Origin of the sequence: Acidaminobacter sp. (assembly GCF_030247605.1) — a bacterium.
GTDB lineage: Bacteria > Bacillota > Clostridia > Peptostreptococcales > Acidaminobacteraceae > Acidaminobacter.
Genome location: NZ_JAOTSB010000002.1, coordinates 165,335 through 180,350, shown reverse-complemented (window position 1 = coordinate 180,350; position 15,016 = coordinate 165,335). Strand labels below are relative to the sequence as shown.

General features: G+C 46.8%; 12 protein-coding genes, 1 riboswitch and 1 other annotated feature. Of the genes, 6 read left to right on the top strand and 6 right to left on the bottom strand.

What is annotated here, in order from left to right; all coding sequences use genetic code 11:
- Positions 1-44: 44 nt before the first annotated feature.
- From fdhD to OEL90_RS00840, 5 genes are all read right to left on the bottom strand, one after another.
- The gene (gene fdhD / locus OEL90_RS00860) at positions 45-1,448 is read right to left on the bottom strand and encodes a formate dehydrogenase accessory sulfurtransferase FdhD (protein WP_291401193.1); all 1,404 of its coding nucleotides are present in this window, start codon (positions 1,446-1,448) and stop codon (positions 45-47) included.
- A 130-nt stretch (positions 1,449-1,578) separates the two neighbouring features.
- Positions 1,579-4,263, bottom strand: a complete 2,685-nt coding sequence (gene fdhF / locus OEL90_RS00855) for a formate dehydrogenase subunit alpha (RefSeq protein WP_300686684.1) — start codon at positions 4,261-4,263, stop codon at positions 1,579-1,581.
- A 57-nt stretch (positions 4,264-4,320) separates the two neighbouring features.
- Entirely contained in the window at positions 4,321-6,114 is a 1,794-nt protein-coding gene (gene nuoF / locus OEL90_RS00850) for an NADH-quinone oxidoreductase subunit NuoF (RefSeq protein ID WP_334296986.1), read from the bottom strand.
- 30 nt (positions 6,115-6,144) lie between these two features.
- Positions 6,145-6,513 (bottom strand): (2Fe-2S) ferredoxin domain-containing protein, encoded by a 369-nt coding sequence (locus OEL90_RS00845; protein ID WP_300686682.1) that lies wholly within the window; start codon positions 6,511-6,513, stop codon positions 6,145-6,147.
- A complete protein-coding gene (locus OEL90_RS00840; protein WP_291401199.1) occupies positions 6,510-7,010 on the bottom strand; it encodes a complex I 24 kDa subunit family protein in 501 nt (166 codons plus the stop codon). The genes OEL90_RS00845 and OEL90_RS00840 overlap by 4 nt, the downstream gene beginning before the upstream one ends.
- Before the next feature lie 311 nt (positions 7,011-7,321).
- A riboswitch (Fluoride riboswitch) is annotated at positions 7,322-7,383 on the top strand.
- A 52-nt stretch (positions 7,384-7,435) separates the two neighbouring features.
- Between OEL90_RS00840 and OEL90_RS00835 the strand changes: the two genes are divergently transcribed.
- From OEL90_RS00835 to epsC, 6 genes are all read left to right on the top strand, one after another.
- Positions 7,436-8,641, top strand: coding sequence for a cation:proton antiporter (locus OEL90_RS00835; RefSeq protein WP_291401201.1), 1,206 nt, complete (start codon positions 7,436-7,438; stop codon positions 8,639-8,641).
- Between the two features lie 154 nt (positions 8,642-8,795).
- Positions 8,796-9,692: a diacylglycerol/lipid kinase family protein gene (locus OEL90_RS00830; RefSeq protein WP_291401203.1), complete on the top strand. Its 897-nt coding sequence runs from the start codon at positions 8,796-8,798 to the stop codon at positions 9,690-9,692.
- A 60-nt stretch (positions 9,693-9,752) separates the two neighbouring features.
- Positions 9,753-10,145: a large-conductance mechanosensitive channel protein MscL gene (mscL, locus tag OEL90_RS00825; RefSeq protein WP_291401205.1), complete on the top strand. Its 393-nt coding sequence runs from the start codon at positions 9,753-9,755 to the stop codon at positions 10,143-10,145.
- Positions 10,146-10,250: 105 nt separating this feature from the next.
- A complete protein-coding gene (locus OEL90_RS00820; RefSeq protein WP_291401207.1) occupies positions 10,251-11,201 on the top strand; it encodes a nucleoside hydrolase in 951 nt (316 codons plus the stop codon).
- 104 nt (positions 11,202-11,305) lie between these two features.
- Positions 11,306-11,522, top strand: a binding site (T-box leader).
- A 56-nt stretch (positions 11,523-11,578) separates the two neighbouring features.
- On the top strand, positions 11,579-12,493 hold the full coding sequence (gene cysK / locus OEL90_RS00815; protein WP_300686675.1) for a cysteine synthase A: 915 nt from the start codon (positions 11,579-11,581) through the stop codon (positions 12,491-12,493).
- A 6-nt stretch (positions 12,494-12,499) separates the two neighbouring features.
- On the top strand, positions 12,500-13,072 hold the full coding sequence (epsC, locus tag OEL90_RS00810; protein WP_291401211.1) for a serine O-acetyltransferase EpsC: 573 nt from the start codon (positions 12,500-12,502) through the stop codon (positions 13,070-13,072).
- Positions 13,073-13,143: 71 nt separating this feature from the next.
- On the opposite strand, the gene OEL90_RS00805 is transcribed toward epsC, so the two are convergent.
- Positions 13,144-14,949: a sensor histidine kinase gene (locus tag OEL90_RS00805; RefSeq protein ID WP_300686673.1), complete on the bottom strand. Its 1,806-nt coding sequence runs from the start codon at positions 14,947-14,949 to the stop codon at positions 13,144-13,146.
- Between the last annotated feature and the right edge of the window lie 67 nt (positions 14,950-15,016).

Here is a 15,016-nt window from a genome sequence, read left to right as displayed (position 1 = left end):
AGGGCATGATGCAATGACAATTCTACGCTAAGCTAACCTTATTTTCAGCGTCCTTCAAGAGTCTCTTTTGGCAGAGCTGGAGCACTCTTTATTCGGTGCGCACCGTTATAGACATTAAAACGATTTCCTCTGGTGAAGCCCACAACCGTCATGCCGCGTTCCTTAGCTGCCTGAATAGCCCCGTAGGTTGGCGCAGATCGAGAGATGACAGCGGATATGCCGGCATTGGCGCATTTTCCAATAATTTCAGAGGAAATTCTGCCGCTGAAGAAGATCATTTTGTCTTTTAATGAGACCCCTTCAAGCAGCGCTTTACCCACTACTTTGTCCAGCGCGTTGTGTCGGCCTATGTCATCAAAGAAGGACAGCCGGGCAGAAGCTGAGGCTAAACTGCAGGCGTGGACGCCACCAGTGGACATAAAGACTTCCGAACTTGTGGTAAAGGCACGCATTGTGCTCAGAATAAATTCCGGGTCAATTACCTCAGAACCAAGTGCGTCAGGATCTATCCTTGAAACAGGCGGCTGGCCCTGAAAGAGTCTGGCGCCGCTGGTGGCTATGGTGCGTGTGCCTTTGACAGAGTCGCGATCTGGAATGACAACAAAAGCCTCGGCGTTTTCAGGATCCAGTATGAGTTCCGAAAGATCCTCAGGGCTATCGATTAAACGTTCGCTGTAAAGAAATCCGACCACCAACTCTTTCAGTGAAGCGGGACTGCAGAGCAATTTAGCCCAGGAAACCCCGTTGACGTGCAGATGAAGGGTATATTCGCTGACCACTTCATCCTGGTAGGCCTCCCAGTGACCTTCCTCAAAGCGCAGCATAGGCGTCGTTTTTTTCAATTTTAACCGCTCCTTTGGAAAGTATTGTTCAGACAGCTTTTCAAGCTGTTCAGGTGTGTTCAGATTGTCGAACAGACTCCAATCCGGCGTGTACTCGCGGGTTTTCGACTCATCAATATAGCAGACCTCATGGCGTTCTAAAAATTTAAATATATTTCTTTGTCCTGAGGCGACAAAGGCTTCAATTCCGGAAAGCAAAGAGACGTGATAGAAACCGTGAAAAGGTTCAATCCAGTCGCCAAATCGGGTGACGCAGGCTTTTTCATCCTTGAGAGAGGACATCATATGACGCGTAAATGCCGGCGAGAAAGAGGGCATATCACATGCCATCAGATAGATATAATCACTTCTGGACGCCAGAAGACCTGCGTGAATCCCCGCCAGGGGGCCAACACCGGACATGCTGTCCGATACAATGCGGACAGGGCGGCCTGCATAAAGCTCAGGCCGCCCTGTTACCACGACTATGTCGTCAAAGACTTCGGTCAGCTGCCTGAAAATCAGATCTGTCAGGCGAGTATCACCCACACAGAGCGTCTGTTTGTCAAATCCCATGCGGGAGCTTTGTCCACCCGCAAGTAAGACAGCCGTTCCGAAACGTTTCAAAGAGTTCACCTCGTTAAGTGGTACTAGTACAACATTCTTGAAATATCTATGCAAAAGAACGTAAAACCTGCTGGCAAAATTCAGGCTTATAATTCATTTTTTATTGCACAGTTATTTCCGGAATGTACTACTAGACGGTTTGGATTTTCTCAACGCTGACCGCGCAGACTTTCAGTTCAGGCATGCTTGAGATCTCATCCAGCGCTGAAGCGTTAGTCAGAATATTCGCGGCTGTTTCTGCGAAGTGGAAAGGCATAAAGACCACTTGATCCTGGATGGTATCCGTTACCTTGGCTTTAACCTCGAGCTCGCCCCTTCGAGACGCAACTTTGACGAGTTCCCCATCTTCAATCCCCAGTTTGAGGGCAGTGTTCGGTGAGATCTCAATGAAGCCCTCAGAGGCAATGGCATGCAGGCCTTCCACACGCTTTGTCATGGTTCTGGTGTGATAATGGTACAGGATTCGACCGGTTGTCAGTATAAATGGATAAGCCTCATCCTGGAGTTCAGCAGAATCAACATGATGTACCGGTACAAAAAGTCCCTTTCCACGGGGGAACTTATCTTTGTGGAGGTACTGGGTACCTGGATGTTCCGGTGTCGGACATGGCCACTGCAAACCTTTGTGCTCGATGCGGTCATAAGTGATGCCGCCATAAAGCTGCGTCGCCTTGGAGATTTCTTTCATGACATCCTCTGGTTTTTCATAAGGTGCATCCATTCCAAGGCGCTTCATAATTTCAACAAAGACTTCCCAATCTGCTTTTGCTTCACCAGGTGCCTGAACTGCTTTTCTGACACGCTGAACCCGGCGCTCAGTGTTTGTGAATGTCCCGTCTTTTTCTGCAAAGCAGGCAACCGGCAGCACAACGTCAGCAAGGGCAGTTGTCTCAGTTGGGAAGATATCCTGAACTATGAGGCAGTCCAGGTGTTCGAGACTCTCACGGATATGATTGGTATCCGGGTCAGAGACCATAGGGTTTTCACCCATGATGTACATCAGTTTGATTTCTCCGCTGTGGGCGGCCTGCATCATTTTTGTGAGCGGCATACCGCGCTTGTAGGAGAGCTTTGCACCCCATAGGGATTCAAATTTTTGAATGACTTCAGGGTTAGTTACCTTCTGATAGCCAGGGAAATCATCCGGAAGACCACCCATGTCACAGGCGCCCTGAACGTTATTTTGGCCGCGAAGCGGGTTGACGCCGCTGTGTGCTTTGCCTAGGTTGCCGCACATCATGGCGAGGTTGGAGACCGTCATGACATGACCGGTTCCGGTACTATGCTGAGTAATACCCATTGCGTAGAAGATGGAAGCGCGATTCGCGTGGGCATACAGCCTTGCTGCTTTTCGGATCAGATCTGCATCAACGCCACAGATTTCAGACGCTTTTTCAGGGGTGTAGGCCTGAATGACGTCGATCAGATCAGAAAGACCTGTAGTGCGCTCTTCGACAAACTCGGCATCATAAAGGCCTTCGTTATAGATGACATTCATCATGCCGTTCAGGAGGGCGACGTTGGTGCCCGGTTTTAACTGAAGGAAGACGTCCGCGTGCCTGGCGAGCTCAATGCGTCTTGGATCAGCAACAATCAATTTTGCGCCGTTTTTGACGGCTTGAAGAATTTGAGCACCAATTACCGGGTGATTTTCTGTTGTGTTTGAGCCGGTGACAAACGCAAGATCAATTTTTGGTATTTCCGGGATGCTGTTTGTCATAGCGCCGCTTCCGAGTGTAGTCGCAAGACCTGCGACTGTAGAAGCATGTCAGAGTCGGGCGCAGTGGTCGAGGTTGTTGGTGCCGACACCTGCGCGGAACAATTTTTGCATCAGATAGTTTTCTTCATTGGTGCATCTTGCAGAAACCAGGCCTGCCAAAGTATCCGCACCATAAACATCTCTGGTTTGCTTGATTTTGCCTGCGACAAAATCAAGTGCTTCATCCCACTCAACTTCTGTCAGGACACCATGCTTTTTAAGCATAGGCTTTCTTAAACGGTCCGGGTGGTCGATAAAGCTATATCCAAATTTTCCTTTAACGCAGAGCAGCCCCATGTTGGAATGGTCATTGACCGGCTCGACATCTACAACCTTGTTGTCCTTAACGATCAGATTCATTTGGCAGCCAACGCCGCAATAGGAACAAGTCGTCTGGACTTTTTTTGCCTCCCAGTTTCTGAAGCGCTCCTTGCTCTTTGGCATCAAGGCGCCGACGGGACAAACGGAAACGCAGTTGCCGCAAGAGACGCAGACAGACTTATCCATACCTTCCTCGAAAGGATGGGTGATATGTGTGTGGAAGCCGCGTTCGCTAAAACCAATTGCGGAAGTGTTTTGAAGTTCATCACAGACGCGGACGCATTTTCCGCACAAGATGCATTTGTTTTGGTCGTTGTAGAAGAATTTGTTCGATTGATCCACTTCGCTGACGCGTTTAGCGCCTTTGAAGGCGTCAATGTCGACCTCATAGCGATAAGTATAATCTTGAAGTTTACACTGACCGGCTTTGTCACAAACGACGCAGTCGTTGGGATGGTTTGCCCAGATCAGTTCCAGGACAGATTTTCTGGCGTCGATGACAGCGGGGGTTTCTGTGTTGATGACCATGCCGTCAGCAGCCGGTGTGGTGCAGGAAGCCACCAGGCTTCTTGCGCCTTCAACCTCGACGACGCACATCCTGCATGCGCCGTTTGGCACAAGGCGTTTATCATTGCAAAAAGTCGGTACAAACAGGCCGGCTTCTTCAGCCACCTGTAAAATGGTCTTTGGCAAATCTACATGTATGGTATTCCCGTTCAGGGTCACCTGAGCCATGTATTCGTCCTCCTTACGATCTAAATTCGAGCGGGCAGATTTTAAAAAGCACCCGCGTTATTTCTTGATAATCGCGTTGAACGGACACTTGCTCATGCAGGCGCCGCATTTGATGCACGCATCCGGGTCAATGTGGTGCAGACCTTTGACTTCTCCGGTGATACAGCCAACAGGACAAACCTTCTTACAGAGGGTACATCCCTTGCAGGCATCCGTAATGACATAGGTCAACAGTGCCTGGCAGACGCCGGCCGGACAGGTTTTGCCCACAATGTGGGCTTCGTATTCCGTCCTGAAGTAACGCAGGGTTGAAAGTACCGGGTTGGGCGCCGTCTGTCCAAGTCCGCAAAGGGATGAAGACTTGATATTTTTGGCAAGGCGCTCAAGTTTATCAATGTCTTCCATTTCGCCTTTGCCTTCAGTGATCCGGTCGAGAATTTCCAGCATGCGTCGGGTGCCTTCCCGGCAAGGGACGCATTTACCGCAGGATTCATCCACGGTGAAGTCCAGGAAGAAGCGGGCGATGTCCACCATGCAGTTATCCTCGTCCATGACGATCATGCCGCCGGAGCCCATCATGGATCCAAGGGAGATCAGGTTGTCATAGTCGATTGGGATATCCAGGTGATCAGCAGTGATACAGCCGCCGGAAGGCCCGCCGGTCTGAACTGCTTTGAATTTTTTGCCCTTTGGAATACCGCCGCCAATATCTTCAATGACGTGACGAAGTTTTGTGCCCATCTCGATTTCAATTAAGCCTGAATTGTTGATTTTGCCGCCGAGAGCAAATACTTTCGTCCCTTTGGATTTCTCAGTGCCCATGCTGGCGTACCATTCAGGTCCTTTGAGGATGATCTGAGGAACATTGGCAAAGGTCTCCACGTTGTTGATAACCGTTGGTTTTCCAAAGATGCCTTTGTGTGCGGGGAATGGCGGCTTTGGCCGAGGCATGCCGCGTTCGCCCTCTATAGAGGCGATCAGTGCTGTTTCTTCACCGCAGACAAACGCACCCGCGCCAAGGCGGATTTCCATGTCGAACGAAAAGTCTGTACCGAAAATGTTCCGGCCAAGCAGTCCATGCTCTTTAGCCTGCTCAATGGCAATTTTCAAGCGTTTGACTGCAATTGGATACTCCGCGCGAATGTAGACATATCCTTTTTCAGCGCCTGTCGCATAACCTGCAATAGCCATGGCTTCAATCAGGCAGTGGGGGTCGCCCTCCAGTATGGAACGGTCCATAAAGGCACCTGGATCGCCTTCGTCCGCGTTGCAGCCAATGTATTTAATAGGGCCTTCAGTTTTGGCCGCGAATTCCCACTTGATACCGGTAGGGAAGCCGCCGCCGCCACGTCCTCTGAGACCGGATTTTTTAACTGCATCCAAGACGTCTGCGGGCTGCATTTCAGTCAAAACCTTACCCAAGGCTTTGTAGCCGTCATAAGCTATGTATTCTTCAATGACTTCAGGATTGATGACGCCGCAGTTTTTCAGCGCGACCCTGTGCTGCATTTTATAGAAGGTGACTTCGCTGAAAGAAGTAGCGAGCTGGTGTTCCGGTGGCGCCAGCTTGTCGCGATAAAGCAATGATGTGACGACACGACCCTTCATCAGGTGCTCAGAAACAATGGTGTCGACATCTTCAATCTTAACTCTGGAATAAAAAGAGCCCTCAGGGTGTACGATACAGATTGGACCTTCTTCACAAAGTCCGAAACAGCCTGTTCTCACCACCATTACTTCCTGATCCAGGCCTTGCTCTGCGACCAGTTCCTTAAAACGCTCCTCAATCTTGTCGGAGCTTGAGGACGTACATCCTGTACCGCCGCAGATGAGGACGTGCGATCTGAACAAACTCATTGGCATAAGCCTCCTGTCATGGTTTTACTTTTTATTGCTGCCGATGGTGGATGCTTCGACAACCTGATGCTGCACCAAATGTGATTTAACGATCTGTCTTGCCTTTTCTTCAGTCATTTGAATGTAAGTGGTTTTTGGATGACCTTCCTGAAAAATTTCAACTACAGGTTCAAGTTTGCAGTCACCAAGACACCCGGTTTGAACCACTCTGATATTTTCCAGTCCTTGTTGGTCAATTTCGTCCAAAATAGTCAATAGAACCTGACGCGCTCCGGCTGCCATACCACAGTCATCCATAGCGACTGAAACCGTATAGCTGCCTTTTAAGGTGCGAAGATTGATCCGTCGATACACTTCCTGTTGTACTTTTTCAAGTTCAGCTAAAGACTTCAAGCGGAAACCTCCTCTGATGTTTTACTATATTTCTCTAAAATACCTTGAATATCACCTTCAACAAGGCGGCCGTAGACTGCGTTGTTGACAGTGAGAACCGGCGCCAGTCCGCAAGCGCCAATACAGCGGGTCGCTTCGACTGAATACCGGCCATCCGGTGATGTTTCACCGACTTTGACGCCGAGCCGTGTCACAATCTGGTCAAGGAGCTTTTGTGCACCTTTGACATAGCAGGCAGTGCCCAAACAGACAGCAATGAGATAATCACCTTTTGGTTCCAAGGTAAATTGCGAATAAAACGTGACCACACCATAAATTTCAGCGAGTGGAATGTTCAGTTCATCCGAAATTACTTTTTGTACTTCATAAGGGATCGCGCCAAAAATGACCTGGGCTTCATTCAGTATTGGCATTAAAGGTCCTTGGATATGCCTGTAATGCTCAATGACGGTATGCAGCTTCTGAAAATTTTCTTCAGTTAAAATGTTTTTAGCCATGAAGCAGCCTCCTGACTTCTTTTTTTCGCTGATTTGATTTTATCTCATTTTATCGATTATGAATATATCAAACTTTTATAATTGTTGAAATTTTATGACAAAAAGTTTTTACTTAGCTATAATCGTTGCAAATACCTGCTTAATAGTCGGAATTACAATGGTCGAAATTTTAGTATATTATTTAGCGATTTCATTGATGTGAAATATATGTGAAAATTTCAACAAAGTATTAGACGCAAAAAACAAGTGGTCCTGGTAATTTTGTCAAGAGTGGCTTGAAGAGACTCCTGAGATATGTTACGCTGTACAGGAACTGAATGGGTGATGGTGTTCGCCGTGAAATGCCTTTTGAGCTGATGACACCTGTCGAAAAATGCGACAGGGTCTTTTTTGTTTTTGAATGTTAAATTTTAGGGGGCTATGTTATGGCAACTGGTCTTGCAATAATTACTCTGCTGGGCTTATTGATGAATACACTGTTTGTAAAAATGAGGCTCCCGGGACTTCTGGGCATGCTGGTCCTGGGCATAGTCATTGGACCTTATGGCTTGGATTGGATCGATGCGGAACTTATGGCCGCATCCGCGGACTTTAGAAAAATAGCGCTAATTATCATTCTCTTGAGAGCGGGTCTCGGGATCAGCCGTGAATCCCTTAACAAGGTAGGTTACGCCGCGATTAGATTAAGCATTATCCCGGGCGTTATGGAAGGACTCGCTATTTCATTAATAGCAGTGCCTTTGCTTGGATTTACCTGGATTCAAGGTGGGATTCTCGGATTTATACTCGCCGCGGTTTCGCCTGCGGTGATCGTCCCCATGATGATTCAGCTTTCTGAGCGTGGGGTAGGTACAGGTCAAAATATTCCGACGCTTATTCTGGCGGCGGCATCAGTGGATGATGTTGTGGCGATCACCATTTTTTCAGCCTTTCTGGGGATGTATAGCGGCGCACATGTCAATATTGGCATTCAATTAGCCTGGATCCCTGTTTCCATACTCCTGGGCATAGGTGTCGGAATCTTAAGCGGCATAGTTCTGGTTAAAGTATTCGAACGCTATCACATAAGGGATACAAAAAAAGTGCTGGTGATCTTGGGGATTGCCATTATGCTGACTGCTTTGGAGACGGCAATGAAAAACCGTCTTGAAATTGCGGCTTTGCTGGGTGTCATGACCATCGGCTTCATTCTTTTGGAAAAGAGGCCCGTCGTTGCCCACCGACTGTCTGCAAAATTCGGGAAAATATGGGTTTTCGCTGAAATCTTATTATTCGTCTTAGTTGGCGCTCAAGTTGATCCGGGTGTCGCTGTGGACGCAGGCGCTAATGGGCTGCTGATTCTGGCAGCTGGGTTGACGGCCAGGAGTATTGGTGTTTGGATTTCCACAGTGGGCACATCGTTAAATGCAAAGGAACGATTTTTTTGCGTCGTGGCCTATTGGCCAAAGGCGACTGTCCAGGCGGCAATTGGTGCGATCCCTCTGTCACTGGGTGTCGAGGGCGGCGAAGTGATCATGGCGGTTGCTGTTCTTTCCATCCTGGTCACAGCACCACTAGGTGCTCTAGGGATTCGAATCAGTGCGCCGCGACTCTTATCGCAGTCTGAACCACCTGCAGAGGGGATCGTATAGACTTTTACAGGCATTAACTTCCGTAATGGCCATTTTGTAATGTTTCTTGTGCTGGGACATTGGTCAACGGCGTGATATAATGACGATACACAGCCTGCGTCCTTCCAGACTCAGGCAGAGCACCCAATAAGACTAAGCGGGGTAGGCCAACTATATGAAGTTCGAAAAAATCGCATTGGTATACAACTCCTATTCAGGCATGTTGAAACCTTCCTGGAAGCTGGAGCCTTTGATTGAATATCTGAATACAGCTTCTGAAATAATCACCATAGATGTCGCGGGGGATCTCGATATTGAAGATGAGGTCATTCAAGCGTGTCAAGATGGCGCAGAGCTTATCATTGCCTGTGGTGGTGACGGCACGGTGCACAGTTGTGCCAATGGGATCATGCAGAGCGGCTCTGAGGCGGTACTAAGTGTGCTGCCATTCGGAACCGTCAACGATTTTGCTTCAGTGCTTGGTATGAATGACAAGATAGATCAGTTTATCGAAATTCTGGAGCAAGGCATTACAAAAAAAATTGACGTTGGGATCTGTAATGGTCTCTATTTTATCAATGTCGTCGCAGTGGGGGCTTTTACAGATGTGGGGTACGCTGTACCAAGACCGCTCAAGAAAATTTTCGGACGGTTGGCTTATTTGATTTACGGCATTAAAGACAGTTTGAAATATTTGAAAGAATCTCACAGGGTTCATTTGGAGATCAACGGTGACGCTATTGAGAGAGACATCACCTTGTTTACGATTACGAATTCGAACTCTGTGGGCGGCTTTAGAAATTATGCTAGGCCAATTGAACTGGATGATGGCAATTTATATTTGATGTTAATGAAAAAATCCACATTTAAGCAAGCGGTAAAAATTGTTATGACCTATCTCAGTACACAAAAATTCGCCGGAGAAACCATAGAATACTACCCAATTAAGCATTTTAAAGCCAGCTCTGTGGATCTAATGAAAATTGATATAGACGGTGAAGAGGGTGGACGGCTGCCCATTGAAATCAAGATCTTGGAGAAAAAGCTCAATGTACTAATCCCAAAAGATTAATTAGGATATTAATGGGTATAATGACTTCTGAGTTTAGATTAAGACTTAAGGAGGAGACCTATGCTCAAAGAATTTAAAGCTTTCGTATTAAGAGGCAATGTAGTTGATCTTGCAGTTGCAGTCGTCATTGGCGGCGCATTTGGAAAGATTGTCACCTCGCTGGTCAATGATTTGATTATGCCGCTGATTGGTATGATCTTGGGCGGCGTCAGCTTCACAAACTTAAAGTATGTGATAACACCGGCCTCTGAAGGTGTTGAGGAAGCGGCAATCCGCTATGGCGCCTTTATTCAGTCCATTGTGGATTTTGTGATCATTGCCTTCGCAATTTTCATGGTTATTAAGCTGCTCAACCGTATGAGAAAGAAGCAAGAAGAAGCACCGGCTGCGCCGCCTGAACCGCCTCGTCAGGAAGTACTTCTCGAGGAGATTCGAGATCTGCTTAAAAAATAACACAGCGCATAAAGTGGTAAAAAACAAGAAAAGAAGGTGTCATTTAGGTGGTTGGTTCAACTGCCTTCCTGCACCTTCTTCTACTTTATAAGGGTGGTCGAGAAAATGACAATTGCAGGCTTTATCAGGAAGAAAAAAGTTATTCTGGATGTGGATACAGGGATAGACGACGCTATTGCCATCATGCTGGCTTTGGCTTCGCCTGAACTGGAGGTTCTGGGGATTACGACAGTTTCGGGAAACATAGACCTTGAGTCCGCGACTAAAAATACTTTAAAAGTCTTGAAGCTCATAGGCCGGGAAGACATTCCCGTCTATAAGGGCGCGGTAAAACCACTTTGGAGGTCAATCAGGTATGCGAAAGAAGTCCATGGTGACTGCGGTCTGGCAGGGCAATTGAATGACCTTGAGCCGGGTGAGGCACAGAGTCTCTCCGCGGGCGACTTTATCAAAGCTCAGATTGAGCGGTATCCTGGAGAAATAACCTTGATCATGACCGGCCCGGAGACCAACCTTGGATTACTTCTAATGCAGGAACGGAATTTAGCGCTGAATCTCAAGGAGATAATTGTCATGGGTGGCGTTGCGAATGGCCGAGGGAATGAATCTCCGGTGGCAGAATTTAATATAGCCATAGATCCGGAGGCGGCTGACCTCGTCTTCCATAGCGGTGCACCTTTGACCATGGTAGGGCTGGATGTTACACGAAAAGCGCTGCTTAGAAGATCTGATATTGATGCATTAAAGGCATCGGAAGCAGTGAAGCGCTTTGTCGATCTGGTGACCTTGGAATATCGTCAAAGGTTTGCTGCTGTCAACGGCTTTGAAGCCTGCCTGATGCACGATCCGCTTGCTGTCGCAGTCGCAGTCGATCCATCACTCGTCAAATGCGTTCACCGCTATGTCGGGATCGAGACTGAGAGTCGTTATTGTGACGGTCAAACGGTTTGCGATTTCGATGATAGATGGGGCAAAACACCTAATGCTGAGGTTTGTGTCGAACTTGACCTTGAAAGGTTTTTGGACTTGCTGACGAACAGACTGAATCGCTATTAGACGACAAACTGAATGAAAAATTTCATTTATTCTAAAAAAAGCTTTGACTTTTTGATCTTAAGGCTTTAAAATACAGATTAAGTAGAATTCATATTAAATCAGTCGGAAATACAATGACGAAGGAAAGTAGTGTTGACAGGTCTTTTCAGAGAGAGGGTGCTGGTGGGAATCCCTCATGACAGTCAGTGTGAAGTGCCCTTCTGAGTTACGCACCGAAGCCCAGTAGGCTGCGTCGGGATCTCCCGTTACAGAGATCGGACATGTTTTAGTGTCCCAGAGAACCAATTAGAGTGGAACCGTGGAGTTAACTCCGCCTCTATGCATAGTGTGCATAAGGCGGAGTTTTTTGTATTTTACAAATGAGGGGAGTTTTATTAATGATTTATAATTCGTTATTGGATATGATCGGTCATACTCCTGTTGTCAAATTAAGTACGCTGGCGGCGGAAAACGGCGCTGAGGTTTATGTGAAGTTGGAAGGCAAGAATCCTGGTGGAAGCATAAAAGACAGGGCTGCGCTCGGAATGATCGAAGACGCAGAAGCTAAAGGCGTTCTAAAGCCGGGGATGACTATTGTCGAACCTACCAGCGGCAACACCGGAATTGCCATTGCAATGATTGGTGCTTTGAAAGGTTACCGTGTCGTCATCATCATGCCGGAAACCATGAGTATTGAGAGAAGAATAATCATGAAAGCCTATGGCGCAGAGATTATTCTCACAGAGGGCTCCAAAGGGATGAAAGGGGCTATCGAAAAAGCGGTCGCTTTGAGAGAAGAAGACCAGACAGTATATATTCCCAGCCAATTCTCAAATCCTGCGAATGCCGAAATGCACTATAAAACTACAGCCCAGGAAATATTGAATGATTTTGAGCGGCTGGATGTGTTTGTGGCTGGCGTCGGAACCGGTGGGACCATTAGCGGTGTGGGGAAGCGCTTAAAAGAGGAGCGCCCTGGAACCAGAATTGTGGGCGTGGAACCTGCAAAATCCCCAGTTATAAGCGGCGGTCAACCGGGTCCTCATAAAATTCAGGGCATTGGTGCCGGATTTGTGACAGAGTTATATAATCAAAACGTAGTCGATCAAATTATGACGATCGAAGATGAGGAAGCATTTGAGTTTGCCAATCGACTCGCTAGAGAAGAAGGTCTATTTTTGGGAATCTCAGCTTCGGCAAATGTGGCAGCTGCGATAAAGATTGCAGCAGAACTTGGACCAGACGCGAAAGTCCTGACCGTAGCGCCGGACAGTGGTGACAAATACCTATCTATGAATGTATTTCAGGGGTGATGAGACATGTTTAGAAAAATTAAGTCCTATCTAGATACAGTAAGGGACCGGGATCCGGCTGCGCGTTCCTATTTGGAAGTCATTTTCCTTTATCCGAGTGTCCATGCGGTTGGGTTATATCGAATTGCCAATTGGCTGTTCCGTCATAAAAGATTTTTTTCGGCGAGGTTCATATCGCAGTTTGCTAGATTTATTACCGGCATTGAAATCCATCCGGGAGCGACCATCGGCAAAGGCCTTTTTATTGATCATGGTATGGGTGTCGTTATTGGTGAAACCACTGAGATAGGGAATTATGTTACCTTGTACCAGGGCGTGACTCTGGGGGGGACGGGAAAAGATAAAGGGAAGAGGCACCCGACTATTGGTGATGATGTCGTTATTGGCTCAGGCGCGAAAATATTGGGACCAATCACCGTGTCTTCCGGAAGTAAAATTGGAGCCAATTCAGTCGTGCTGCACAATGTAGAGTCTTTCTCCACCGCGGTGGGCATTCCGGCCAGAATGGTGCGCAAAGGCCAGGTTATTGAGATAGACAAATATAAAGAGGCGCATATTTACAATCATATGGTAATCTAATTTATACGGTGTTCAAAACAAATGAGCTGCTGTAAACTGATTTTCAGGTTTACAGCAGCTCATTTTTAGTTTCAATTATTGAAGGTTTTTATTTCAGAAAGTTCGAGTCTGACCAGCCGACCGCGGTCATAAAAAAGGCTTTTTCCACTGGAGAGTTTGTTGTGGTCATCAGACAATTTTAACGGGATTTGCAGGCGGTAGTGCATGCCGACCTGTTGAGCGGCATAGATCGGGCTCAATGTCCCGCGATGAAGTTCTATCAACTGTTTTGAAAGATAGAGCCCAAACCCGGCACCTTCGGACTTTTTAGCAAACTCAGAATTCATCTGGTGATACTTAAGAAACGCATTTTGCACAGAAGCTTTAGGTATTCCAATACTATTGTCAACGTAATCAAGCACGATGGTCTCATCATCGCAGAACAAGACCAGGAGAATTTTAGGTTTTCCCGTATTGAACTTGATTGAATTTGAGATCAAATTCAAAAGGATTCGATCCAGTTCGTAGGGGTCAATAGTGGCTTCCAGTGTTTTAAGGTGCGCGTCTAGATGTATTTCCAGTTCTATTGGATCCAGGACTTCGGTTACCCATTTTATGAGTTCGCCGAGTTCGAAAACCAGGTCAACCCGTTTGAGATCCAGCGTATAGTCCTTATTTTCCAATTGATTGGCGTCGATAAGATTGTTGATGACGCGAAGCAATCTCATGCTATTGTTTTTAGCGATACTGGTATATTTGACAAACTTGTCATCCGGCAAGTCGCGGGATTTAACCAAGGCACTCCGTTCCACTGCGTTGACAGCGTTCAGAATGAGGCTGATGGGGGTTCGGAGCTCGTGTGACAAACTAATGTAATATTCATTTTTATAGCGTTCCTCATCGATCAGCGCAGTCCATAGTTCTTCGTTGGCGTGATTGAGCTGATTCAGTTCAGCTGCTTGTTTTTCGACATTCCGTTCGAGATGATAGCTTCTATAGGAGAACGCGAATGTTGCAGCAGCAGAAATGAGAAAGAAATAGTTGAAGAGTGAGAGTACATCTTGTTCCTCTGAGCGAGCGGCAGGCAGAGAGATCCATTTTTCAATGTTTGCCTGCAAATCGCCAGATTTCTTTTGGTTTTGAAGAAAATTATTCAATTCAAATTGCAGAAGGATGTGATTGGGATTGACGATAAAACTATTTTCTTCGAGAAATAGAGTCGCTTCTAAGGGTTGAAACTGAGATAACTGCCTTTCGTTAAAAAGTAACTTTCCCAAATCCGACGGCAGAAGGACAGCATCAAATTGATCTGCCAATAGCCCATCCAGTGCAGCATCATGATTTGGCAAGGCGATCAGAGCATTGTTCGTCGCCATATTGCTCAGATACCTTGCCAAAGTATCGCTGCTTCTATAGCCGATACTGAGTCTCCCTGAATCCTCGCGGAACAAATCCTGATATTTTTTCGAATCCATCAAGTTTTGATCCACGAACAGCTTGTAATTTCTTATATAAAAGGGGGTGGTTGATCTGGCATAGTCAGGTGCTTTTACTCGACCGCTGCTGTAATAGATGTCATAATCTTGTTCGAACATAACTTCCAATTGATCATAGGTTACCAAATCAAGAATCAGTTCATAGCCGGCGGCTTCTGAAAATAAGCGCAGCAAATCAACGGCTAACCCGTCAGGTAAGCCGTTGCGATTGATAAACATTATAGGGTAATCATCACTTAAGCCAACCACTTTCAAAGGTTTCAAAACTGAGGGCTCAGAAGGTTCAGATGCTGTTTGAGACAGCGACTGAGCAGCAGCAGTATTTAAAACATCCTTTTTAAGAATTGAATCAGCCCAGGATCTCTCAGAGTTGATGGTGGCAAAAATGATGAGGAATATCAAAAAGCGTGTGAGGATTCTCAATCTGCCCCTCACTTCCTCTCTTACTCTTATTCCTCTTCACGTGGCT

Bases quoted from the DNA above. Each gene is read 5' to 3' on its own strand.
- OEL90_RS00840 (WP_291401199.1), bottom strand. From the start codon at position 7,010: ATGGCTAAAAACATTTTAACTGAAGAAAATTTTCAGAAGCTGCATACC.
- OEL90_RS00835 (WP_291401201.1), top strand. From the start codon at position 7,436: ATGGCAACTGGTCTTGCAATAATTACTCTGCTGGGCTTATTGATGAAT.
- OEL90_RS00830 (WP_291401203.1), top strand. From the start codon at position 8,796: ATGAAGTTCGAAAAAATCGCATTGGTATACAACTCCTATTCAGGCATG.
- mscL (WP_291401205.1), top strand. From the start codon at position 9,753: ATGCTCAAAGAATTTAAAGCTTTCGTATTAAGAGGCAATGTAGTTGAT.
- OEL90_RS00820 (WP_291401207.1), top strand. From the start codon at position 10,251: ATGACAATTGCAGGCTTTATCAGGAAGAAAAAAGTTATTCTGGATGTG.
- cysK (WP_300686675.1), top strand. From the start codon at position 11,579: ATGATTTATAATTCGTTATTGGATATGATCGGTCATACTCCTGTTGTC.
- epsC (WP_291401211.1), top strand. From the start codon at position 12,500: ATGTTTAGAAAAATTAAGTCCTATCTAGATACAGTAAGGGACCGGGAT.